Source organism: Moheibacter sp., from assembly GCF_049672845.1.
GTDB lineage: Bacteria > Bacteroidota > Bacteroidia > Flavobacteriales > Weeksellaceae > Moheibacter.
The window spans coordinates 162,410-183,928 of sequence record NZ_JBATWT010000017.1 but is presented as its reverse complement, the minus strand read 5'-3'; the positions used below and the strand labels follow the sequence as shown (position 1 = coordinate 183,928).

General features: G+C 37.7%; 19 protein-coding genes. 12 read left to right on the top strand and 7 right to left on the bottom strand.

The window, feature by feature from the left end; all coding sequences use genetic code 11:
- Positions 1-482: 482 nt before the first annotated feature.
- On the top strand, positions 483-1,589 hold the full coding sequence (locus WBF63_RS07520; protein ID WP_424369099.1) for a hypothetical protein: 1,107 nt from the start codon (positions 483-485) through the stop codon (positions 1,587-1,589).
- Here the strand turns inward: WBF63_RS07520 and WBF63_RS07515 are convergent.
- Positions 1,586-2,314 (bottom strand): pyridoxine 5'-phosphate synthase, encoded by a 729-nt coding sequence (locus WBF63_RS07515; protein WP_424369098.1) that lies wholly within the window; start codon positions 2,312-2,314, stop codon positions 1,586-1,588. The two genes, WBF63_RS07520 and WBF63_RS07515, sit on opposite strands and share 4 nt — an antisense overlap.
- Complete coding sequence (locus tag WBF63_RS07510) at positions 2,301-3,581, bottom strand: mechanosensitive ion channel family protein (protein WP_424369097.1); 1,281 nt, start codon at positions 3,579-3,581, stop codon at positions 2,301-2,303. Before WBF63_RS07510 ends, WBF63_RS07515 begins: the two co-directional genes overlap by 14 nt.
- Positions 3,582-3,662: 81 nt before the next feature.
- On the opposite strand from WBF63_RS07510, the gene WBF63_RS07505 reads away from it, so the two are divergent.
- Positions 3,663-4,157, top strand: coding sequence for a DUF456 domain-containing protein (locus tag WBF63_RS07505; protein ID WP_424369096.1), 495 nt, complete (start codon positions 3,663-3,665; stop codon positions 4,155-4,157).
- 74 nt (positions 4,158-4,231) lie between these two features.
- Complete coding sequence (locus WBF63_RS07500; protein ID WP_424369095.1) at positions 4,232-4,852, top strand: 2OG-Fe(II) oxygenase; 621 nt, start codon at positions 4,232-4,234, stop codon at positions 4,850-4,852.
- Here WBF63_RS07500 and WBF63_RS07495 read toward each other — a convergent pair.
- Complete coding sequence (locus WBF63_RS07495; protein ID WP_424369094.1) at positions 4,839-5,315, bottom strand: methylated-DNA--[protein]-cysteine S-methyltransferase; 477 nt, start codon at positions 5,313-5,315, stop codon at positions 4,839-4,841. The genes WBF63_RS07500 and WBF63_RS07495 overlap by 14 nt on opposite strands.
- An 85-nt stretch (positions 5,316-5,400) precedes the next feature.
- Here WBF63_RS07495 and rimP point away from each other — a divergent pair, with 85 nt between their 5' ends.
- From rimP to WBF63_RS07465, 6 genes are all read left to right on the top strand, one after another.
- On the top strand, positions 5,401-5,868 hold the full coding sequence (gene rimP / locus WBF63_RS07490) for a ribosome assembly cofactor RimP (protein ID WP_424369093.1): 468 nt from the start codon (positions 5,401-5,403) through the stop codon (positions 5,866-5,868).
- A gap of 12 nt (positions 5,869-5,880) precedes the next feature.
- Positions 5,881-7,116: a transcription termination factor NusA gene (gene nusA / locus WBF63_RS07485; protein WP_424369092.1), complete on the top strand. Its 1,236-nt coding sequence runs from the start codon at positions 5,881-5,883 to the stop codon at positions 7,114-7,116.
- Between the two features lie 73 nt (positions 7,117-7,189).
- Complete coding sequence (gene infB / locus WBF63_RS07480) at positions 7,190-9,931, top strand: translation initiation factor IF-2 (RefSeq protein ID WP_424369091.1); 2,742 nt, start codon at positions 7,190-7,192, stop codon at positions 9,929-9,931.
- A gap of 178 nt (positions 9,932-10,109) precedes the next feature.
- Entirely contained in the window at positions 10,110-13,154 is a 3,045-nt protein-coding gene (locus tag WBF63_RS07475; RefSeq protein ID WP_424369090.1) for a SusC/RagA family TonB-linked outer membrane protein, read from the top strand.
- A gap of 8 nt (positions 13,155-13,162) precedes the next feature.
- Positions 13,163-14,656: a RagB/SusD family nutrient uptake outer membrane protein gene (locus WBF63_RS07470; protein ID WP_424369089.1), complete on the top strand. Its 1,494-nt coding sequence runs from the start codon at positions 13,163-13,165 to the stop codon at positions 14,654-14,656.
- 94 nt (positions 14,657-14,750) lie between these two features.
- Positions 14,751-16,718 carry a putative porin gene (locus tag WBF63_RS07465; protein WP_424369088.1) on the top strand — a complete coding sequence of 656 codons (1,968 nt, stop codon included), beginning with the start codon at positions 14,751-14,753 and terminating at the stop codon, positions 16,716-16,718.
- A 34-nt stretch (positions 16,719-16,752) separates the two neighbouring features.
- Here the strand turns inward: WBF63_RS07465 and WBF63_RS07460 are convergent, their stop codons facing one another.
- Genes WBF63_RS07460 through dusB form a run of 4 tightly spaced genes read right to left on the bottom strand, consistent with a single transcriptional unit; the run spans position 16,753 to position 19,711 of the window.
- Positions 16,753-17,406, bottom strand: coding sequence for a DUF1287 domain-containing protein (locus WBF63_RS07460; protein WP_424369087.1), 654 nt, complete (start codon positions 17,404-17,406; stop codon positions 16,753-16,755).
- A 12-nt stretch (positions 17,407-17,418) separates the two neighbouring features.
- Positions 17,419-18,288 carry a tetratricopeptide repeat protein gene (locus WBF63_RS07455; RefSeq protein WP_424369086.1) on the bottom strand — a complete coding sequence of 290 codons (870 nt, stop codon included), beginning with the start codon at positions 18,286-18,288 and terminating at the stop codon, positions 17,419-17,421.
- Positions 18,289-18,334: 46 nt separating this feature from the next.
- Positions 18,335-18,718 (bottom strand): acyl-CoA thioesterase, encoded by a 384-nt coding sequence (locus tag WBF63_RS07450; RefSeq protein ID WP_424369085.1) that lies wholly within the window; start codon positions 18,716-18,718, stop codon positions 18,335-18,337.
- Between the two features lie 3 nt (positions 18,719-18,721).
- Positions 18,722-19,711 (bottom strand): tRNA dihydrouridine synthase DusB, encoded by a 990-nt coding sequence (dusB, locus tag WBF63_RS07445; protein ID WP_424369084.1) that lies wholly within the window; start codon positions 19,709-19,711, stop codon positions 18,722-18,724.
- Between the two features lie 30 nt (positions 19,712-19,741).
- On the opposite strand from dusB, the gene WBF63_RS07440 reads away from it, so the two are divergent.
- From WBF63_RS07440 to atpB, 3 genes are all read left to right on the top strand, one after another.
- Positions 19,742-19,966: an AtpZ/AtpI family protein gene (locus WBF63_RS07440; RefSeq protein WP_424369083.1), complete on the top strand. Its 225-nt coding sequence runs from the start codon at positions 19,742-19,744 to the stop codon at positions 19,964-19,966.
- Positions 19,963-20,331, top strand: coding sequence for a hypothetical protein (locus tag WBF63_RS07435; protein WP_424369082.1), 369 nt, complete (start codon positions 19,963-19,965; stop codon positions 20,329-20,331). The genes WBF63_RS07440 and WBF63_RS07435 overlap by 4 nt, the downstream gene beginning before the upstream one ends.
- A 70-nt stretch (positions 20,332-20,401) precedes the next feature.
- Complete coding sequence (gene atpB, locus WBF63_RS07430) at positions 20,402-21,517, top strand: F0F1 ATP synthase subunit A (protein ID WP_424369081.1); 1,116 nt, start codon at positions 20,402-20,404, stop codon at positions 21,515-21,517.
- Positions 21,518-21,519 lie beyond the last annotated feature (2 nt).

The window sequence follows — 21,519 nt, the reverse complement described above, 5'->3', positions numbered from 1 at the left end:
GGATGGAGGATTACAATCATAATCACCCACATTCAAGTTTAGCTGATTGTTCACCTATCGAATTTAAATTAAAAAGAAGTGCGTAATTTGTTTAGTTTTGAATTGTCGGAAAAACGGGGGACTTACAGGACGGTCACGGTTTTTTTGTTGAAACAGAATACAAAATACAGTTTGTAATTAATAAGCAAGGAATTATCTCGCAAGTTTATTGGTGGAATATTGACTAATAATATTATATTTATCTTATAAATTAATCATTATGGAACCCTATTATGAATTTTTTTTTATGATTCTTACTTTATTAATTGCAATTATTATTATTTATTTCTTATTGAAAATAAATATACTTATAGATCTTTCCATTAAGTATTTGAAAAAAAAGATGATAGAATTAGAAAAAAATGGTAAATCATAAATATTATATAATCTTAAACAGCACTCATCGGAGTGCTGTTTTTTGTTTTAAACTTTGAGATTTGGAAATGAAAACTTTATTGATAGCTCTCTTTTTCTTTAGTGCGTTTCTTTCTGCACAAAATGACAGTATTTTAGGGAATGTTAAATCGGTACGAGAAAGAATAATCTTTATGGATTCCATTCAAAAGAAGGAGTTATTGGAATTAGGAGAAGAGTACGGTCATTTTGGATTTTCTAAGCCAGAATTGGAACTTTCTCAAATGAGGATAGTTTGGTATAACACTGCTTCGCCTGGTTACGCGAATTATATAAGAAATTTTAACGAAGAAGGACAATTGATAAGTGAGGAATGGTTCGACATGAGAGATTCGATTATGTATGGTTTTAAATATGAATATGATAAAATGGGAAATTTGATTCAAAGCTTGGAATCATACAGAGGAAAGGAATATTCTACAATAAATAATTATAAATATATTTTTGATGGATTATTACGGACTAAGGTTAGAGTTTATAAGGATTCTCCGGAATATTACTTTTACAGTATTTATTATTATGATGAAAATAAAAACCTGATTCAAATCCGAAATTTTGATGAATATGGAGAACAAATGGGAGCTAAATATGAATACGATGAACAAGGAAGAATTTCAAAACAGTACAAACACCCAAATTATATATATGTGAAAGAAGGAAAATCTTGGGTCACAAAAATAGACAATTCAGACATAGATTATTTGGAAAAAATTAATATTTATGATGAATTTTCAAATTTAGTTCAAGAAAAATTATTTGGTCGGGTTGAAGATTATTCTAATGAATACAAACAAACCGGAACGATGATTTATTCTTACAATGATAAGGGACAAATGATAAAAAGCTGCTTACAATCGAATAGTATTTCAATGCCACAACCGTTATGTAAATTATATAGGTATGATGAAAATAAATTATTGAAAGAAAAAGATGAGCCGGAAGAAAAAGCATTATACGAATATATTGATGGCTATATTTCAGAAATCAAATACGAGAGAAAAATTTTTGACAAATGGAAAAAAAGCAAAGTAAATTTTCAATATGAATTTGACTCACAAAAAAACTGGACAAAACAAACCAAAATTGTAAATGGAGTTCCTTTGTATGTAAGGATGAGGGAAATTGAGTATTTCTAATTCTTTCTTCCCAACTCAATTCGTTTCAAATACGCCTGAATCGTATTTTCCATTCCCATGTAAATCGCTTCTGAAATCAAAGCATGCCCAATGGAAACTTCTGCGATTTCAGGGATTTGTTCAATGAAATATTGCAGATTATCCAAACTCAAATCGTGTCCGGCGTTTAACACCAAATCATTTTTCAAAGCGGCATCGGCCGTTTCACGATAAGGTTTTATGCCGTTTAAATTTCCTTTGGCATATTCCACCGCAAAACTTTCGGTGTAAAGTTCAATGCGGTCTGCTCCGGTTTTGGCCGCAGCTTCTACCAAATCAGGATTCGGATCGAGAAATATCGAAGTTCGGATGCCGCTCCTTTTGAATTCCGAAATGATTTCTGTCAAATAAGCTTGATGTTTAACCGTGTCCCAACCGGCATTGGATGTAATCGCATCCTCAGCATCAGGAACCAACGTAACCTGTTCCGGTTTCACTTCCAGAACGAGTTTCATAAAGCTGTCCACAGGCTTTCCTTCAATGTTAAATTCTGTGGTAACTACCGGTTTTAAATCGTAAACATCTTGGTACCGAATGTGTCGCTCATCAGGTCGTGGATGAACCGTGATGCCTTCAGCACCAAATTCTTGTGCTTTTATCGCAGCTTCCACCACATTGGGCGTATTTCCGCCACGGGCATTGCGCAGGGTGGCGATTTTATTGATGTTTACGCTAAGCTTTGTCATTGTGTTTAATTACAAATGGTTGTGAAATGACCAGATCAAATTCCTTGCTGGCACTGATCAAATGGTCAAAAATATCGGACTGAATTCGCTCATAAGTCAAAAAATCAGACGAAGTCGTAAAACAGTAAATCTCCAGCGGCATTCCTTCCAAGGTTTGTTCTTTTTGTCGGACGACCAATTTATCAGATTTAGAAATATCGGGGCGACTCATCAGGTAATTTTCGGCATAAATCCGGAAAACGCCTATGTTGGTTAGCTGACGTCCGTTGATGATATAATCTTTATGGGTAACCGATTGGTTGCTTTCTTTGATTTCGTCTTCTTTCAATTTTATATACGAACTGATCAGGTCGATTTTACGAAAACGACTCAATAATTCTTCATCACAGAATTTAAACGAATTCACATTGAAGACAATCGGTCTTTTGATTCTTCGCGTGTCCGATTCCACCATCGTAGTGTGATTGGTCACTTCAGAAGCAATCAGGTCATAGGTCGGTACGGTTGAAATGGTTTTGTTGAAATTCTCGATTTTGGTGATTGCTAAATTAATTTCTTTTACCACACCTTCGATCTGATATTTGGAAACCGAAATCCAGTCGCCTACTTTAATGGTTTTGGAAGTCGAAATCTGTAATCCCGAAACAAATCCAAGTATGGAATCCCTAAAAATCAATAAAACCACCGCAGTCAAGGCTCCCAAAACGGTCAAAATCTGCGTCGCTTCGGTATCGATCAGAGTTGCTACGAAATAAATGATTCCAAAGAATGAAGCAAATATTTTAATCATCTGTCCGAAAGTCCTTACACCCACTGTCGTATGGTTTTCTCTTTCGTCATTGATGTCGATGATGGCATCAATTACCCGATAAATCAGCCTTAAAATCAATAAGATATAAAGCAGATCGATGAATTTGTCCATAAATTTATCGATCCCGTGATAACGCTGAAAAACATAAGGATTGATGTCTTCCAGTATATTAATCGTAACAAAATGAATAAGCGTTCTGAAAACTTTGTGACGGTAAAATTTCTGCACCCAATTGATTTTCAGATTTTTGGCTATAAGGCCGAATAGTCCTCCGAAAATTTTCTGAAGTATAAAATCCAACAACAATAGCGCGGCAATCCACGTAAAAACCTCAATAAAAGGAAGAAACGCTTTGTTCATCGTATCTCCAAACCATTCTTTTATCTGTTTTCTAACCATTTTGGCCAGATCAGCAATGTATTTATTAGAGTATAATTTGGTGGAGGTTTCAAACACTTTCTTGCGATTTTCGTGCAAAGTTAATCCAACTAAAATTCTTACCGAAAATATAAAGCGAAAAGATTGTAATTTTACCCTGTGGAAGACTTGATTATCAAAATTTTGTTTGCCGGTGCGATGCTGCTTGGGGTGGCAGGTTCTATCCTGCCGGTTTTGCCGGGTGCGCCCCTTGCTTTTGGCTCGCTTTTATTGGCCAGAATTTTTAATTTCTCCGAATTAAGTTGGTGGGTAATCGGGCTTTTTGGAGTTCTGACTATCATCGGAATAATTCTCGATTATACGGTGCCGATTGCTACCACCAAAAAAATGGGCGGCAGTAAATACGGAATTTGGGGTTTGATAATTGGTTTTATCATCGGTCTTTTATTTTCACCTTTCGGATTTATAAGCATCCTCATTGCACCTTTTTTGGGCGCCTTGATAGGCGAATTAATTTACGATCGTCATAACCATAAACGAGCTGTCAAAGCGGCCACTGGTTCCTTAGTGGGTTGTTTTCTTACGAGCGGATACGGGATTTTGCTTTGTTTGTCTATGCTCGCAGTTTTTGTGACAAGAGATATCTGGTCATGAAAATTTCTATCGAATGATCAATTTTTTTCTTGCATGTTTTCTGAAAAAAAATGACATTTGGGAATTGAAACCCATTGAAAGACAATCATTCTACTGCTTCTCAGGATCTTCTGTTTGAAGGACTGATTGAAGGCTTGCTTACGCAAGAAGTTGGACATCAAACCCATTTTTTCTCAGAGAATTTGGTTAAAGGATTACGCGAGCAATTATGGCGACATTATAAAGCAGGTGAAATGCATGCGGCCGGAATCGGGAATAAATTTGTCCATCAAAAAAATGCTGATGTACGCGGGGATCTGATCAAATGGATTGAAAACGATTCCGAAGTTGAGGTTGAAAAACTTTTTTTGGAAGTTTTGAAAGCATTCGTGGATTATCTTAACCGCACCTGTTATACGGGAATCAATGATTTCGAATTCCATTATGCCATATATGACGTGGGTAGTTTTTATCAGCCGCACATCGACCAATTCAAAAGTGATTCAGGTAGAAAATATTCTTTTGTCCTTTATCTGAATGAAGATTGGAAGGAAGAGGATGGTGGTTTGTTTGTGGCGTATTTGGACGAAATGAAAATCGAAATCATTCCGGAAGGCGGAACTGTTTGTTTTTTTGCCTCGGATCAAATCAGACATGAAGTGAAATTGGCACATCGTAAACGAATGAGTATTGCGGGTTGGCTTAAAAAAGTGTAGGCGAGTGGATTCCCTTTTCCAATTCCAGAAGAAATTTTTTCCTTCGAATTCCACCTGCATAACCGGTTAAACTGCCGTCTTTTCCAATCACACGGTGACAGGGAATCAAGATGGAAATTGGGTTTTTGCCATTGGCCGAAGCCGCCGCTCGAATGACTTTTTCGTCGCCTAAGTTTCGAGCTAAATCCAAGTACGAAATCGTTTTTCCATACGGAATTTTTTGAAGTTCATTCCAAACAATTTTTTGAAATTCAGTTCCTTTGGGATTTAATTTTACATCAAAATTCCATTCACCTTTTTTGAAATAATCATCAAGTTGAGCAATTAATTTTATGGCAACTTCCGGCTGAAATTCAGTTGTAAAAGGCTCTTCATCATAAAACAATACGGAATGAATCTCGGATTCATTTCCTTTGATTTCCAGCCATCCGATTTCTGTGAGATATTTTGAAGTAAAATTCATCAATTCAAATATTTGTCATATATTTGCACCGAATTTAAGGAGAAAAACCAATGAAAGAGAGCCGTTAGCTCTCTTTTTTATTCAGATGAATCAAGATTTAGTAAAACAATTGATTGACGAAGCGGTTGCGGAAAACCCTTCCCTTTTTTTGGTAGATTGGAAAATATCGCCCGATAATTCCATTGAAATATTGGTGGACGGGGATGAAGGTCTTTCCATTGACGAAATAGTACGCATCAGCCGGCACGTAGAACATAATTTAGACCGGGAAGAAAATGACTTCTCATTAAATGTTTCATCGGCAGGTGTAGGAAATCCACTGGTGCTTCCACGTCAGTTTAAAAAGAACATCGGCAGGACTTTAAAAGTTACAAAGACCGATGGAAGTAAGGAAACAGAAGGAGAATTGGTTTCGGCCGATGAAGAATCCATCGTCCTGAAATGGTCGGTACGTGAAAATAAACCGGTCGGAAAAGGAAAACATACGGTGGATAAGCAGGAAAGTATAGCATATACAGACATTAAAAAAGCAATAGTAAAAATCACTTTTTAAAAAAATAGCAAAATGGACAATATTGCATTGATCGAATCATTTGGTGATTTCAAAGATGAAAAGAATATAGACCGAATCACGCTAATGGCGATTTTGGAAGAATCACTGCAAAGTGTGTTGAGAAAAAAATATGGCTCAGATGATAATTTTGACATCATCGTTAACCCCGACAAGGGAGACCTGGAAATCTGGCACAATCGGATTGTGGTGGAAGATGGAATGGTGGAAGATGACAGTGCTGAAATCGAATTGTCGGCTGCAAGAAAAATTGAGCCGGACTTTGAGGTAGGTGAAGAAGTGTCTGAATCGGTTGCATTGAAAGATTTGGGGAGAAGAGCCATTTTGGCGCTTCGTCAAAATCTCGTGGCAAAAGTAATGGAGCATGACAATGCCAACCTTTACGAACGATTCAAAGATATGGAAGGAGAAATCGTTTCGGGAGAAGTTCACCACATTCGTCAGAAACACATCATCGTGATGGATGACGATCAAAACGAAATGATTTTGCCCAGAGAGAACCAGATTCCTTCCGATTTCTTCAGAAAAGGAGAATCTGTGCGTGCCGTTGTGGACGAAGTAAAATTGAAAGGAATCAAGCCTCAGATTATTTTGTCGAGAACTTCGCCTAAATTTTTGGAGAAATTATTCGAAACCGAAATCCCTGAAATCTTTGATGGGATCATTACTATAAAAGGAGTGGTTCGTATTCCGGGAGAAAAAGCAAAAGTTGCGGTTGAATCCTATGATGACCGAATCGATCCAGTAGGAGCATGTGTTGGGATGAAAGGTTCCAGAATTCACACCATCGTTCGTGAACTGAAAAATGAAAACATAGACGTAATTAATTATACCAACAATTTACAACTATTTGTAGCCAGAGCCTTGAGCCCTGCACGCATCTCTAGAATGGACATTGATGAAGCGGAAGGGAAAGTTACGGTTTATGTAAAACCTGAAGAAGTTTCAAAGGCAATTGGTAAAAACGGACACAATGTACGTTTGGCCGGAAAACTTTTGGGAATGGAAATTGATGTGTTCAGAGACATTCCCCAGGATGAAGATGTTGAGTTGGCTGAATTTGCAGATGAAATCGACTCTTGGGTAATCGAAGCTTTCCAAAGCATAGGTTTGGATACGGCAAGAAGCATTTTGGAACAAGATGTAAATGATTTGATTTCCAGAACTGATTTGGAGGAAGAAACCATCCATGAAGTCATCCGTATTTTGCGTGAAGAACTGGAAGATTAAGGCTAAATAACAAAATAAAACGTACTAAATTTAGAATTAGTACATTTGCAAACTGAAAAATCCAAATTAATATATGTCGGAAACGATAAGATTAAATAAAGTATTAAAAGAACTTAACATCTCAATTGACCGGGCGGTTGATTTTTTGAGCGAAAAAGGCATTCAGGTTGAACGTACACCCAATACGAAAATCGACCAGAACACCTATTCGATCCTTATTCAGGAGTTCCAGTCAGATGCCGAACAAAAAGCAGCATCTGAAGAGGTAGTTATTAATAAAATACCTGAGCGTAAACCTGATCCGAAAATTGAAGAGCCCGAGCCAAAAGTTGAAGTGCCGGCAGAGAAAATCATAACTGCCAAAGTTGAACTGGAAGGACCGAAAACAATTGGGAAAATTGATTTGGATAAACTAAATGCTCCTAAACCTAAGCCTGCAGAGCCTGAAAAACCTGTGGTTCAGGAAGAGAAGCAACCCGTAAAAGAAGAGCCAAAACCTGAAGTCAAAGAAGAGGTGAAACCAGAGCCCGTGGTAGAGAAAGTAATTGAAAAAGTGGAAGAGCCGGTTAAACCCGCAGCACCTGCAACGGAACCTGTGGTTGAAAAACCTGAAGCCGAATCCGAGGAGCCTAAAAAAATCGAAACTAAATACCAGAAATTGGAAGGGCCCAACTTCACCGGTAAGAAGCTCGATTTGTCGGAATTTGAAAAAGACAAAAAACTAGCCGAGGACAGAAAGGAGAAGCAAAAACAGGAGAAGGAAAATAAAAAGAAGAGAAAGAGAATCCGTAAAGATGTGAAGTTGGATGATGTAAAACCTTCAGATAATTCCGGCAACAATAATAATAACAACCGTCCACACAAACAAGGTTCTCAAAATCGTCAGCCAAGAAGACCCCAGGCCGAACTCACTGACGAAGAAGTTTCAAAACAAATCAAAGAAACGCTTGAAAAACTTACAAATAAAGGAGTAAAGTCCAAAGCGTCAAAACATAGAAGAGACAAAAGAAAAGAACGCCGCGAAATGGAAGCCATGGAAATGGAAGCCATGGAAAAAGACAAAACACTTCATGTTACCGAATTTGTAACGGTAAATGAACTGGCAAGTCTTATGGACGTTGCGGTAACAGAAGTAATTTCTGCTTGTATGTCACTTGGAATTATGGTGACAATGAATCAAAGACTGGAAGCAGATACGATTCAATTAGTAGCAGATGACTTTGGGTATGATATCGAATTCAGCAATGTTGAAGAAGACCTTGAAGTAGAGGATGAAACTGAAGACGCACCAGAAGATTTGATACCCCGCGCACCGATTGTAACAGTTATGGGTCACGTTGACCACGGTAAAACTTCTTTGCTTGACTACATACGTAAAGCAAATGTAATCGCAGGTGAGTCCGGAGGAATTACACAGCACATAGGTGCTTACAATGTAAAACTTGAAAACGGACAAAAAATCGCTTTCTTAGATACACCAGGTCACGAAGCCTTTACTGCGATGCGTGCACGTGGTGCTCAGGTGACCGATATCGCCATAATTGTGATTGCAGCAGATGACCAAGTGATGCCACAAACACGCGAGGCAATTAGCCATGCGCAGGCAGCAGAAGTTCCGATTATATTTGCCATCAATAAAATTGATAAACCAACGGCAAATCCCGATAAGGTAAAAGAGCAATTGGCCAATATGAATTTATTGGTAGAAGACTGGGGAGGATCTATTCAGTCACAGGATATTTCAGCGAAACAGGGATTAAACGTAGAAGAGTTACTGGAAAAAGTTTTACTTGAAGCGGAAATTCTGGATTTAAAAGCCAATCCGAAACGACTTGCTACCGGAACAGTTGTAGAAGCTTCTTTGGACAAAGGAAGAGGATATGTTTCGACTATTTTGGTTCAGAACGGAACACTTCGCGTAGGTGATTACCTTGTAGCAGGAAGTAATCACGGTAAAGTTCGCGCCATGCTTGATGAAAGAGGTAAGCCGGTAAAAGAAGCAGGCCCATCTACACCGGTAACAATCCTTGGATTGGACGGAGCGCCGACCGCAGGTGATAAATTCAGGGTGTTTGAAGATGAGAGAGATGCGAAACAAGTAGCGACCAAGCGTGAACAGTTGCAGAGAGAGCAAACGATCAGAACTCAAAAACATATCACACTGGATGAAATCGGACGCCGAATTGCATTGGGAGATTTCAAGGAATTGAACATTATATTGAAAGGGGACGTGGATGGTTCTGTAGAAGCATTGACCGATTCACTTCAGAAATTATCTACAGAAGAAATTCACATCAACATACTTCACAAAGGTGTTGGACAGATTACCGAATCTGATGTCTTATTGGCAAGCGCCTCTGATGCAATTGTAATTGGATTTAATGTACGTCCGGGTGTTTCTGCAAAGGAGATTGCCGACAGGGAAGAAATCGAAATCCGAAATTATTCCATTATATATGATGCCATTAATGATGTAAAAGAAGCAATGGAAGGAATGTTATCTCCTGAATTGAAAGAACAGGTTACAGGTAACATTGAGATTCGAGAAACTTTCAAAGTTTCCAAAGTGGGAACAATTGCAGGTTGTATGGTGCTGGATGGGAAAGTTACAAGAAACTCAAACATCAGGCTGATTCGGGACGGAGTTGTAATTCACGACGGCGAGTTGGCGAGTCTGAAACGTTTCAAAGACGATGTGAAAGAAGTGACAAAAGGATATGAATGTGGTTTGAACATCAAAAATTACAACGATATTCAGGTCGGGGATATAATTGAAGCTTATGAAACAGTGGAGGTTAAGAAGAAATTAAAATAAGATTTATAAACAATTTGATAACTAAAGAAGTCGCTCCAAATTTGGAGCGACTTCTTTGTTAAATATCGTTACAGTAAATCATTTCAAGGGAATTATTCTCATGTTAAAGTTTAAATAAATTTGGATTTCTTAATAAAATGTTACAATTTTGCCACGATAATGTTATAAAAAATTAAGTATGAGGACAAAATTTGCATTTTTAAGTGCACTTTTCCTGCTCTTTGTAGGGCAGGTAGTTTTTGCTCAGGTTACGGGTACAGTACAGGATACCGATGGGTTTCCTATCGCTGATGCTGATGTAATTGTGAGAGGAGGAGATGCTTCAGCGATCACAGATGAAAACGGAACGTTTTCTGTTGATGCGCAGATCAATGACGTATTGGTGATTACTGATCCATTGTCAGGAGTATCCATGGATTTCAAAATTGTGAAAACCAATATGGGTGTTTTGCGATTGGCGGGAGTAGAGTTAGAGGTTGTAACGATTACACGATCTATCTTTGATCCGGCTTCTGTATCTAATGCCGGTATTACGAGAATTGACTCAACGGTTTTAGACACACAAACTCCATCTTTATCAGTTGACCAAATGTTGGCAGGTAAGATTTCAGGTCTGAACTCTGTTGGACAACAGGGTGGATCACCAGGTAGTGTGGCAAACGTAGTGATACGTGGGGCTATTGGCTTGAATGGAGGTGTAAAAAGTCCATTGTATATTGTCAATGGAGCTTATGTGAATGAAGATGACGTGAACTCAATTAACCCTAACGACATTGAGTCTATTAGCGTTCTTAAAGAAGCGTCTCAGTTAGCTGTATATGGTTCGCGAGGAGCTAATGGTGTTGTGGTAATTAAGACAAAACAAGCCAAAAGAGGTCAGTCTATTGTTAACTACAAAACGAGCATGGGTTACTCTGAGTTGATGCCATTGAATAATATAAAAGTGATGGGTTCCAGACAATTGTTGGAATTCCAAAATGAGTTATTTAATGTAGCGGGTGATTTGGGAGTTGGTATCGCAAGAACCCCTGAAGAAATTGAGGAATTAAGTAGAATCAATACTGATTGGGAAGATGTTTATACCAAAGGAGGTTTTATGATGTCTCACTATTTGAATATTGCAAATGCAAGTGATAAAGCGAGTACAAATTTCTCTGTTGGATATGACAAAAACACTGGTAACATTATTTATTACAAAGGATTTGAAAGAATTACTTCTTCATTTAATAATATAGTTCAGGTAAATGACAGATTCAGCTATGGATTGAACGCTTCTGGAAGTTATACGGAAAGAGATAACCCAAGAGACCGTTTTAATGGTCAGAATGCTTTCTTCAACATTTTGAGAAATACTCCTTATTCTACAGTTTACCAAATGGATGCTGATGGAAATGTAGTATTGGATCAATATGGAGACCCTGTATTTAACCAGGCAGTAAGCGCTAACTCTTACAACGCTTTGGACGAAATGAAATATACTTACAGAAGTCAGCGTAACTTCCGTTTGTTCGGATCAGGGTATTTAGCATTGGAGGTTTTCAAAAACGTTACTGCAAGAACTACTTTTGGTGCTACGTATGACCGTCTTCAGATTGAAAGCTTTGGTCAACCTAGATCTTACCTTTCTGTACAATTGGGTTATAACGGATATAAAACTGATAGCAGTGCAGACCGTTTAGACTACAACTGGAGAAATGAGGTTACTTATGCAAACAACTGGGGAAGACATAACTTGAGTGTAACTGCAGCGAGTGAGTATATTAACGAAAGCAATTATTATAATGCAATTGATTCTCGTGGATATCCAAACAATATTCAGAATGTACAAATTCTAGGTACAGTAGTTCCAGGTAATACTTATACTAACAGATGGATGATCACTCGTTTCGGTTATCTGGGAACTGTTAACTATAACTTTGGAAACAAATATTTCGTAGATGGTTATATTCGTAGAGACGGAACTTCATTGGCAGGTTTCGATAATCAGTACGGAACTTTCTGGGGTGCGTCATTAGGATGGGATGTTGCTAAAGAATCTTTCTTTGAATCTCAAAGATGGTTAAACAACTTGATCATCAGAGCTTCTTATGGTGAAGTAGGTGATGACAGTGCTTTGGATGTATATTCAAACTTGACTTCGATTGCGCAAACCACGCATACAGGTTCAGGAAACCCAATTGCTTATCCTAGTGGGATTGCAAATAATGAGGTTACTTGGGAAACCAACTCAAAACTTAACTTAGGTTTTGACTTTGGTATGTTCAACAGAAGGTTAACCGGTAACTTCGCTTATTTCAAAGACAACCGTAAAGATTTCTTATTTGACCAGTCATTAGCTTCAGAAGCTGGAGGATACACAGTAAGTGTCAACGCAGGTGAATTGGAAACAAGAGGATATGAAGTTGAGTTGAACTATGATATCTTGAGAAGCAATGATGGTTTAAACCTTAGCGTATACGGTAACTTCACAAACATTAACTATGAAGTAAAAGAACTTAACGACGGATTGACTCAAATCTTTCCAGCCAATACGTTCGAAGCAATGGTGCATGAAGTCGGACATGATCCGTTTACTTTCTTCATGGTAAGATATGCAGGTGTAAATCCTGACAATGGTAACGCTCAATACTTTGATATTGACGGAAACATTACTGAAGAGTACCATCCAACTGACGCTGTAACTTTGGACGGAAAATCTCCATTCCCTAACTATTATGGTGGATTTGGTCTTGCTGCAGAGTACAAAGGATTTAACCTGAGAGCTGATTTCAACTATCAGGGAGGTAACTATATCTACAATAACACTTACTTCTTTGGAATGAACTTGGAGCCAAGTAACGACGGTTACAACTATTTCCAAGGAGCAGAAAATTACTGGCAAAATCCTGGAGACACTGGTGTTTTCCAAAAGCCAAGTGTAAACGGATTTGAATATACTGACCAGTTTTTGGAAAAAGGTGATTATATCTTATTCAGAACATTGGAACTTGGATATACATTTGACAATGATATGTTCAGAAATCTTCCAATTAAAGGTATGAGAATTTACGGTCAGATTCAAAATCTTGCATTGTGGACTAAATTCCATGGTAATCCAATTGTAGGTACAGGGGCAAGTGAATCAAGTAACGTAACTTCTGAAGGGTATGTTTCTGGTGCATTCAGTTTATATACTTATCCATTGTCCAGAGCTTATACATTTGGAATTAATCTAACGTTTTAATTGAAAAAATGATGAAAAAATATTTTAAATATATCGTACTATCTTCAGCAGCTTTCTTTATGAGTTGTGAAGATGAAGATATCCAACTATCATCTCCGGGAGATGCGGTTTATGAAGTATATTATTCTTCTTTGCCGGAATTAGAAGCTGCCGTAAATGGAACTTATAACGCTTTTTTTGGAGCCGGATTGTATTCGTCAGAAGCTGGTGTAATAAAAATTGGTGATGTATTATCAGACAACGTTATACAAAACCCAGGGGGGAGAGGTACTATGACTTCTGGTCATAACTGGACCTACAATGCAGGGACAGGAGCGCCTTCAAGTATTTATGGTACAGGTTATCATATGGTGTCAAGAGCAAATGCTATTTTGGACAATGCTTATAAATTGGATGATAATTTGATTTCTGAAGCAGACAAAACTAAAAAGTACCAGTTGTTGGCTGAGGCAAGAGCATTGAGAGCTATTGCACATTTTGAAATTGCAAGAGCTTATATCAAAATCCCTACACAGTCTGCAGATGCAAACTCTTTTGTAGGTATTGCTTATCCTGAAACATTCGACCCACATGCAACTCCTGGAAGACTAGCTACTGTTGCTGATGTTTATAACAAAATCGCTCAGGATTTAGAAGATGCTTACGTTGATCTTCCGAATACATCTCCAAATCTTTTCAGATTGAACAAATCCTCTTTAGCAGGAATTATGTCAAGAGTTTATTTGTATATGGGTCGCTATGACAAAGTTATGACCTATGCTTCAACAGTTGTTGGTACAGTCAACCCTTGTCCAAGTGCAGATCTTTTGGGATTGTGGCGTTCACAAAACAGCAATGGTGTATTGTTCCAGACTTTGGTTGATAGTTCAGATCCTGCGATCGGAATAAACTATAGCCAGGGAACTGGTGGTAATACCGTTTCTGAATACAATGTTGACAAAGCATTCTACGACACATTCCTTGCTACTGAATCAGCTAGGAGAGATGCTTCTATTCAGCTTGTCACTCCTCAGAATTCCAATCCTATGTACGTAGTAAGAAAATATGTTCAAAGTGCTTTAGGGGCAATCAATCTTCACTACGGTAGATACCTGAGAGTGGAAGAAGTTATCCTTAACCTTGCTGAAGCTCAGTATTTGGCAGGTCAGCAGGGAAATGCTTTGACTACATTGAACATTTTGAGAGATGCACGTTATACATCTTATGCAGGTGGTGAATCAGGAGACGCTTTATTTGAAGCTATCATCAACGAAAGAAGAAAAGAATTGGCTTTTGAAGGTGACAGATTCTTCACGTTGAAAAGATTAATGGGAGTACCTGGTATTCCTTCTCACTATGCGCAAGGAATTGTTCGTTCTGGAAACGGGCATTTTGCAGATGGAACAGGAAATCCTTCTATTACTCAAACATTAGCGCCTGACGCAAGAGAATGGCAATGGCCTCTAACTCAATCAGTCTTCATTCGTAACCCGAATATGACTCAGACGCCAGGTTATGAATAAATAACATTAGATTATAATTTAAACCCACTCAATTGAGTGGGTTTTTTTTATTAGAAAAAATTTCGATTAACTTTGTCGGGTTGATTTTACTTTCATGAGATACCTGCTAGGCGTTTTGCTTCTGTTCTTCTTTCTTCAGAAAACACAGGCCCAGATTGACCCAAATAATCCTGAAGCAATTCAGGATTCCTTACAGGAATTTGGTAAACGAGAAGTAGCAAATGACAGCCTTAAAGTGCATACCCCGGTAATCTCAGATTATAAATACTGGCGCCAGGGTGATATTTCACCCACAGTAGTTGATACAGCACTTACTGTAGAGAGTTTTTATCGCCAGAATTTCACACATAAAGACGTTTTTGCTAAGATGTATTTTCCCAATTTCGGTCAAACTTTCAATCCATTGGAATATGAAGAAAGCCGAAACAGAATTCATCTTTTACCAACCGGAAAATCCTTTAATTACCTTTTTCCTGAAGATGTCCGGTATTATGATGTAAAAACACCAACAACTGAATTTCTTTTTGAAAATGGATTAAGAGAAGGACAGTATCTTTCGACAACATTTACTCACAATTTAACGCCACAACTGAATTATTCAGTCCGTTACCGCGGCCTTCGCTCAATGGGAAGATATCAAAATAACCTGGCGGCCAACAACGCTTTCATAGCAACCATCAGTTATAAATCCAAAAATGAAAGATTTAAATTATGGACACATTTTGCTTCGCAGAATCTGGACAATGAAGAAAACGGCGGAATTCAACATTTGGAAGAATTTGTGTTGGACGATAGTTTGCGTACGACCAACCGCCAAAATATTGCCGTGAATTTAGAATCGGCAGATACCCAATATGATTCCCGTAGGTTTCATCTGGGGGCAAGTTATGGATTGTTTGGGAAAGCAAAATCAGATTCAACAAATTTAGGAGCTCCTATTTTGATCAAAAATATTTTCACTTATGAAAAACAAAAATATTTTTATGAAGAAACCGCGGTAGAAGATTATTATGAAAGTCCGGTTTTTTCAGGTTTAGAACGGCGGAACCGTAAAAATTTCGAAACCCTTCAGAATACTTCAACTGTTGAATTTAAATGGGGTGAACGTCTTTTACTCGAAGCTGGTGTTAGGATTGAAAACCTAAAACTTTATTCCTCACATCCACTTTCATCAGGTTTAATCAACGTTCCGCGTGAAATCAAAGATAATTTGCTGGGTGGAGTAGCGAAACTCTATTTTGACTGGAATGAGAGAGTTAAACTGATTGCCGATGCAGAATTTAAATCGGGGGAAATTTTTAAAAGTCAGTACCATGTCAGCGGAGAGTTGGATATTCAGCCCATAGAAGGTTATCATATCGTAGGTGGAATATTGGCAGAATCGGCTTTCCCGTCACTTAATTTGTTCTACAACCAAAGTTTTTATAAAGATTTTAATTATTACAATTATAGTTTTGACAATATCAATACCCAGAAATTGTTTGGGAAATTAAATCTGGAAAAATTAAAGACCGACGTGGAAGCAAGTCTTTACAATGTTGAAAATTATGTTTATGTAGGAACAGATTTTCGCCCCCGTCAATTAGACGGAAATATTTCGCTATTTCAAATAAAAGCCAATAACTTAATTAGTTATCGAAAATTTCACCTGAGAACGACAGCTCAATATCAGAAAGTAACCCAAAACGAAGGCTTTTTGCCGTTGCCTGATGTGATTGCCCGTGCTTCGATTTATTGGCAAAGCAAAATGTTCAACGACCGCGCCGAAGTTCAGATTGGTTTCAATGCCAATTATTTTAGCGAATTTGAATCCAGAGAATTCTTTCCGGTCATCAATGAATTTATGCTCCAAAGAACGCATCCCGATTATGGAATTCAAAAGATTGGTGGAAATCCCATGCTTGATTTTTTCCTGAACATCAAGGTGGACCGAATGAGAATTTATCTCAGAGCCGACCATTTCAACACATTTTGGGGAGAAAACAATTATTACAGCGTACCTTATACGCCCTTTCGCGATTTTAAAATCCAGTTTGGTGTGAAGTGGTATTTGTTTACTTAAGAATTTTCAACGTTGAGAATTCATAAACTCAAACTCAGTCAAAATTTTCAAACGAATAATGACCGATGATGTCAAACGCAAATAAAATATCTTCCACAACTTGTCCTCCTCCGATGTTGTGAACGATTTTATATCGCTTATTGTCCTTTGATTTCCTATCGACAACTATCCCTATGTGCGTCATTCCATTTCCCAAACGCCAGCAAACGATATCGCCGGGCAGATAATCTTCAGGGTTTTCAGTTATGGTCTTTTCAACTCCAAATCTGGCGAAATAGACCATCAGATTAGGAACACGACGATGATCAATATTGGTATCGGGTTTGGAAAGCCCCCAAATTTTCGGATAATCTGAAAAATGGATTTTCATATCTTCATGGACTTCTTTTTGCAAATCAATCCCCAACTTTCTGTAAGTCCGGATGACTACATCCGTGCAAACGCCCTTTCCGGCCGGGACATCCCCATTCGGATAATCAATTTTAAAATAAGTCGGATCGTAAACTATGCGGGGATTAACAATGGAAAGCGCTGCATCAGAAATTCTTTTTTGTTTTTTAGTTAAATCCGACATTGAAATTGCCTGCTCAATTTCTTGCTCTGAAGAAATTTGAACTTGAAGATTATTTTCCTTTTTACAAGAAATAGAAATTAGAAAAAATGAAATTGTAATCAGAAAAGATTTCATACTCCTTTCAAGTTATTTAGAATTTTCTTTTCCCCACTCTGATTCCAGTAAATTCAAAAAATCATCATATTGGGATCCTTTTTGAGCATGCTTTCTGGCCTCTGCCAACCAGAATTGAAATTTGGGTTCATTTTTTTCTAGATAATAAGCCTGCGCCATGTTTACACCCATTTCAGCAACTGCTGTTGTGTTTTTACATCCATTTAATGCCTGATTATAGGTGTCTTCTGCTTTTTCAAGTTTACCCGAATGTCGATAAGAATAGAGTAATTCACGGTATAAAAAGCAGTCGGAAGGTGATTTTTGAATGGCAGAATTGAGGAAAGGAATGGCTTTGTCAAATTCTTGCATGGCATTATAAGCATAAGCAATTTCAAAACTCAGTCCCTGCAGTCCGGCATCCATTGAATTAGCTTGAAGCAAAGGAGAAATTGCATGATGACTCGCGCCCACATGGTTATAAAAATATCCCATTTGCAAAAGATATTTGGCCGTTTTTTCATCTTTTTTATAATGCTTTAACCAGTCCGGGACTTTGGGAAGGTTTAATTCTTTCATTCTTTGATCGGAAAGTAAGGCAACTTTTCCCCATTGAATCGGAATTCTGAGTTTTATAGAATTCTGGGTTGTATCGTTAGGATTTTGTAATTCATATTTTCCCGAAGTATTTTCTTGAAAAAATTTTCCAACTTCAAAAGTAAAACCGGCTTCAGAGTCTATGTAGATAAAGCCATAAAGATGTTTTTGATTTTTAAGCGAATCTTGTACAGGAATTGCCACCCATTTTTCCACAGCATCATAATATTCCGTGTCGGTATTTAAAGTTTGAGAAAAAATATGGGAAAACAGAATCAAAAAGCATAGAGAGAAGAAGGTTTTCATAACAGATAATTTGTTTAAAAATACTAAATAATCTGTTTAAAATAGATTATCTCAATTCTTCTAACCAATCCTCTTCAATTCGCACAATCCTTTCGGTTGTAGGGTTGATCATAATCCATTGCGTGCGGGAATCCACCACTAATTCTCCATCTTTGTAAAACTCAACTCTTCGAGGTTGTCGGATGCCTTCCGGATTTTCAGGATAAGTGCGTAGTAAAAGTTTCTCGCCCAAATAAACCTGCTTTTTGTATTGAATATGATGATCGACCAGAAACCAGACATTTTGAGCATATTTGCTTTTGTGTTTCAATAAATCCCAATGTTCGCCGGCCATCATTTCCACCCAATACACAAACTGAACGTTGTTCACATGGTTATTACTGTCGATGAATTCGGAAGTTATCAGGATTTCTTTTTCGTGAATTAGCATAAATCAAGATTCTATGGCATTTTCAAATTGCCCGACTTCATCTAAAATTTCATACAATTCATTCAAGTCATCGGAAGTCACCAATCGCTGACGATAAGGTTTAAAATGTGGAATTCCTTTGAAATAATTGGTATAATGCATTCTTGTTTCCAGAATTCCGGTTCGTTCACCTTTCCATTCCACCGCCCAGGTCAGATGCTGTTTGGCGGCTTCGGCTCTTTCGGCAAGACTGGGTTCCGGTAAAATTTCACCGGTTTTCACAAAATGTTTGATTTGATTAAAAATCCAGGGATTCCCTATGGCCGCACGGCCAATCATAATTCCGTCAACGCCGTATTTGGTTTTATAATCCAATGCTTTTTGAGGCGAATCAATATCACCGTTCCCAAAAATCGGAATTTCTATATTCGGATTGGCTTTCACTTTGGCAATTTCCGTCCAGTCGGCTTCGCCTTTGTACATCTGCGAGCGCGTGCGTCCGTGAATGGATAAAGCTTTAATGCCGGTTTCCTGTAACCTTTCGGCTACTTCCTGAATGTTGATGGAATCATAATCCCAACCCAATCGGGTTTTTACGGTAACCGGTAAATCGGTGCTTTCAATCACTGCTTTGGTCAGTCGAACCATCAAATCGATGTCTTTCAAAACACCTGCTCCGGCACCTTTGCAAACTACTTTTTTGACCGGACAACCAAAATTAATATCAACTAAATCGGGCTGAACGGTTTCCACAATTTTGGCCGAAAGCGACATCGCTTCTTCGTCACCCCCAAAAATCTGAATTCCCACCGGACGTTCGTAATCAAAAATATCGAGTTTCATTCGGCTTTTGATAGCGTCTCGGATGAGTCCTTCAGAAGAAATAAATTCGGAATACATCAAATCCGCTCCGTGCATTTTGCACAAACGACGAAACGGCGGATCGCTCACATCTTCCATCGGCGCAAGCAACAAAGGGAATTCCGGTAATTCTATGTTTCCTATATTTACCAAATCAAATTTTTTGCAAAGTTACAAATTCCTATGGCGCAAGACCGTAAAAAAAATCCCTACGCCAAATACCTTCACCTGACCAGCATTGCTTTTCAGATGATGGCTATCATGTTTGTATTCATTTGGTTGGGGCAAAAGGCCGATGAAAAATGGAACACTTCTCAAACAAATTATTATACATTATTAGGAACTTTAACCGGATTGGGTGTTTCTTTGTATATAATTTTACAACAACTTAAGCGGATCAATAAATGAAGAATTTCAAAAAGGCATTTGGTTACATCATTTTCTTTCTGATTTGTATTGGCGTGCACTTTATGGTACTGCGTTTTGGTCTGAATTCCGGTACCGACTTTTCACTTGTTTACATTTTCACAGGACTTGTCTGTGCACTTACACTGCTTTTAATTGCCGAACTAAACAATTATTTTCACAAATATCTTGGGTTTTTGTTTATTGGAATAATTGCGGTAAAGCTCGTGGCTGCAAAGGTCTTTATGGACAATTCACTGGATTTGTCCAATGGCCAGATCAAATTCGGATTTATAATTTTGTATCTTATTAGTTTAGTTTTAATTACACTTTTTACGGCTAAACTTTTGCTTCATCCTGAAAAATGATAAAAAGCAGAAAAATAGGTTTCTTTATTATCAAAATAACCCTTACTTTTGCACCTCAAAATTGAGTTAAATGAGTACTCCTATGGGTAAACTGTTTTCATTCGTTCTGATATTCTTTGTTTTTTCGACGATTTTTGCGGTGGAAGCACCCGTTCAGGGCGAGCAGCCTGCAATGTCTGAGCAAGATCAGATGAAAGCCGAAATCAATGAAGTAATTCCGCATCACTTACAGGATTCGCATTTTTATAACATCCTTTCCGACAAGGAACACAAAACCTACATCGGGTTTCCACTTCCGGTTATTTTGATTGACAACGGATTGGTGATGTTTTGTTCTTCAAAATTCGGACATGGCGAAAAAGTTGTGGAAAAAAATGGTAATTTCTATAAATTATACCACAACAAAATCTACAAAACAGATGCGCAGGGGGCTATTAACTACGATGAGAAACACCATCCGAGCAACGAAAAACCATTGGATTTTTCAATCACAAAAAACGTAGCCAATATTATTCTTACAGGATTAATCATGTTGCTGATGTTTGGCGGAATGGCAAAACGATATAAAAAATCACTTGTTCCTTCGGGGTTGGGAAGGTTCTTGGAGCCTATTGTTCTGTATATAAAAGATGATATTGCAATTCCAAATATTGGTGAAAAACACTACAAAAGATTCATGAGCTTTCTTTTGACCATTTTCTTCTTTATCTGGATTTTAAATATTTTAGGTATTTCTCCTCTTGCTGCAAACGCGACAGGGAACATTACCGTGACAGCGGCCTTGGCTCTGATAACTTTTATTATCACCAATGTTTCTGGAAAAAAAACCTATTGGAGTCATATTTTCAATCCATTGGGAAGTTCAATGCCTTGGTATGCAAAAATTCCTTTGTACATTTTATTAATTCCAATTGAAATTTTAGGAATTTTCATCAAACCGTTTTCACTTATGATCCGACTATTTGCCAACATTACGGCAGGTCATATTGTAATGATGAGTTTGATCGGAATGATTTTTATTTTTAAATCTTGGTTAGGTGGAACGCTTTCATTTGGATTGTCATTTGCGATCTTCCTGATTGAATTCTTTGTAGCCTTGTTGCAGGCCTATATTTTCACCATGTTATCGGCTTTGTATTTTGGCTTTGCGGTGGAAGAACATCACGACACAGAAGAAGCACATTAATT

Coding starts and splice junctions, on each gene's coding strand:
- WBF63_RS07520 (WP_424369099.1), top strand. CDS start 483: ATGAAAACTTTATTGATAGCTCTCTTTTTCTTTAGTGCGTTTCTTTCT.
- WBF63_RS07515 (WP_424369098.1), bottom strand. CDS start 2,314: ATGACAAAGCTTAGCGTAAACATCAATAAAATCGCCACCCTGCGCAAT.
- WBF63_RS07495 (WP_424369094.1), bottom strand. CDS start 5,315: ATGAATTTTACTTCAAAATATCTCACAGAAATCGGATGGCTGGAAATC.
- rimP (WP_424369093.1), top strand. CDS start 5,401: ATGAATCAAGATTTAGTAAAACAATTGATTGACGAAGCGGTTGCGGAA.
- nusA (WP_424369092.1), top strand. CDS start 5,881: ATGGACAATATTGCATTGATCGAATCATTTGGTGATTTCAAAGATGAA.
- infB (WP_424369091.1), top strand. CDS start 7,190: ATGTCGGAAACGATAAGATTAAATAAAGTATTAAAAGAACTTAACATC.
- WBF63_RS07475 (WP_424369090.1), top strand. CDS start 10,110: ATGAGGACAAAATTTGCATTTTTAAGTGCACTTTTCCTGCTCTTTGTA.
- WBF63_RS07470 (WP_424369089.1), top strand. CDS start 13,163: ATGATGAAAAAATATTTTAAATATATCGTACTATCTTCAGCAGCTTTC.
- WBF63_RS07465 (WP_424369088.1), top strand. CDS start 14,751: ATGAGATACCTGCTAGGCGTTTTGCTTCTGTTCTTCTTTCTTCAGAAA.
- WBF63_RS07460 (WP_424369087.1), bottom strand. CDS start 17,406: ATGAAATCTTTTCTGATTACAATTTCATTTTTTCTAATTTCTATTTCT.
- WBF63_RS07455 (WP_424369086.1), bottom strand. CDS start 18,288: ATGAAAACCTTCTTCTCTCTATGCTTTTTGATTCTGTTTTCCCATATT.
- WBF63_RS07450 (WP_424369085.1), bottom strand. CDS start 18,718: ATGCTAATTCACGAAAAAGAAATCCTGATAACTTCCGAATTCATCGAC.
- WBF63_RS07440 (WP_424369083.1), top strand. CDS start 19,742: ATGGCGCAAGACCGTAAAAAAAATCCCTACGCCAAATACCTTCACCTG.
- WBF63_RS07435 (WP_424369082.1), top strand. CDS start 19,963: ATGAAGAATTTCAAAAAGGCATTTGGTTACATCATTTTCTTTCTGATT.
- atpB (WP_424369081.1), top strand. CDS start 20,402: ATGAGTACTCCTATGGGTAAACTGTTTTCATTCGTTCTGATATTCTTT.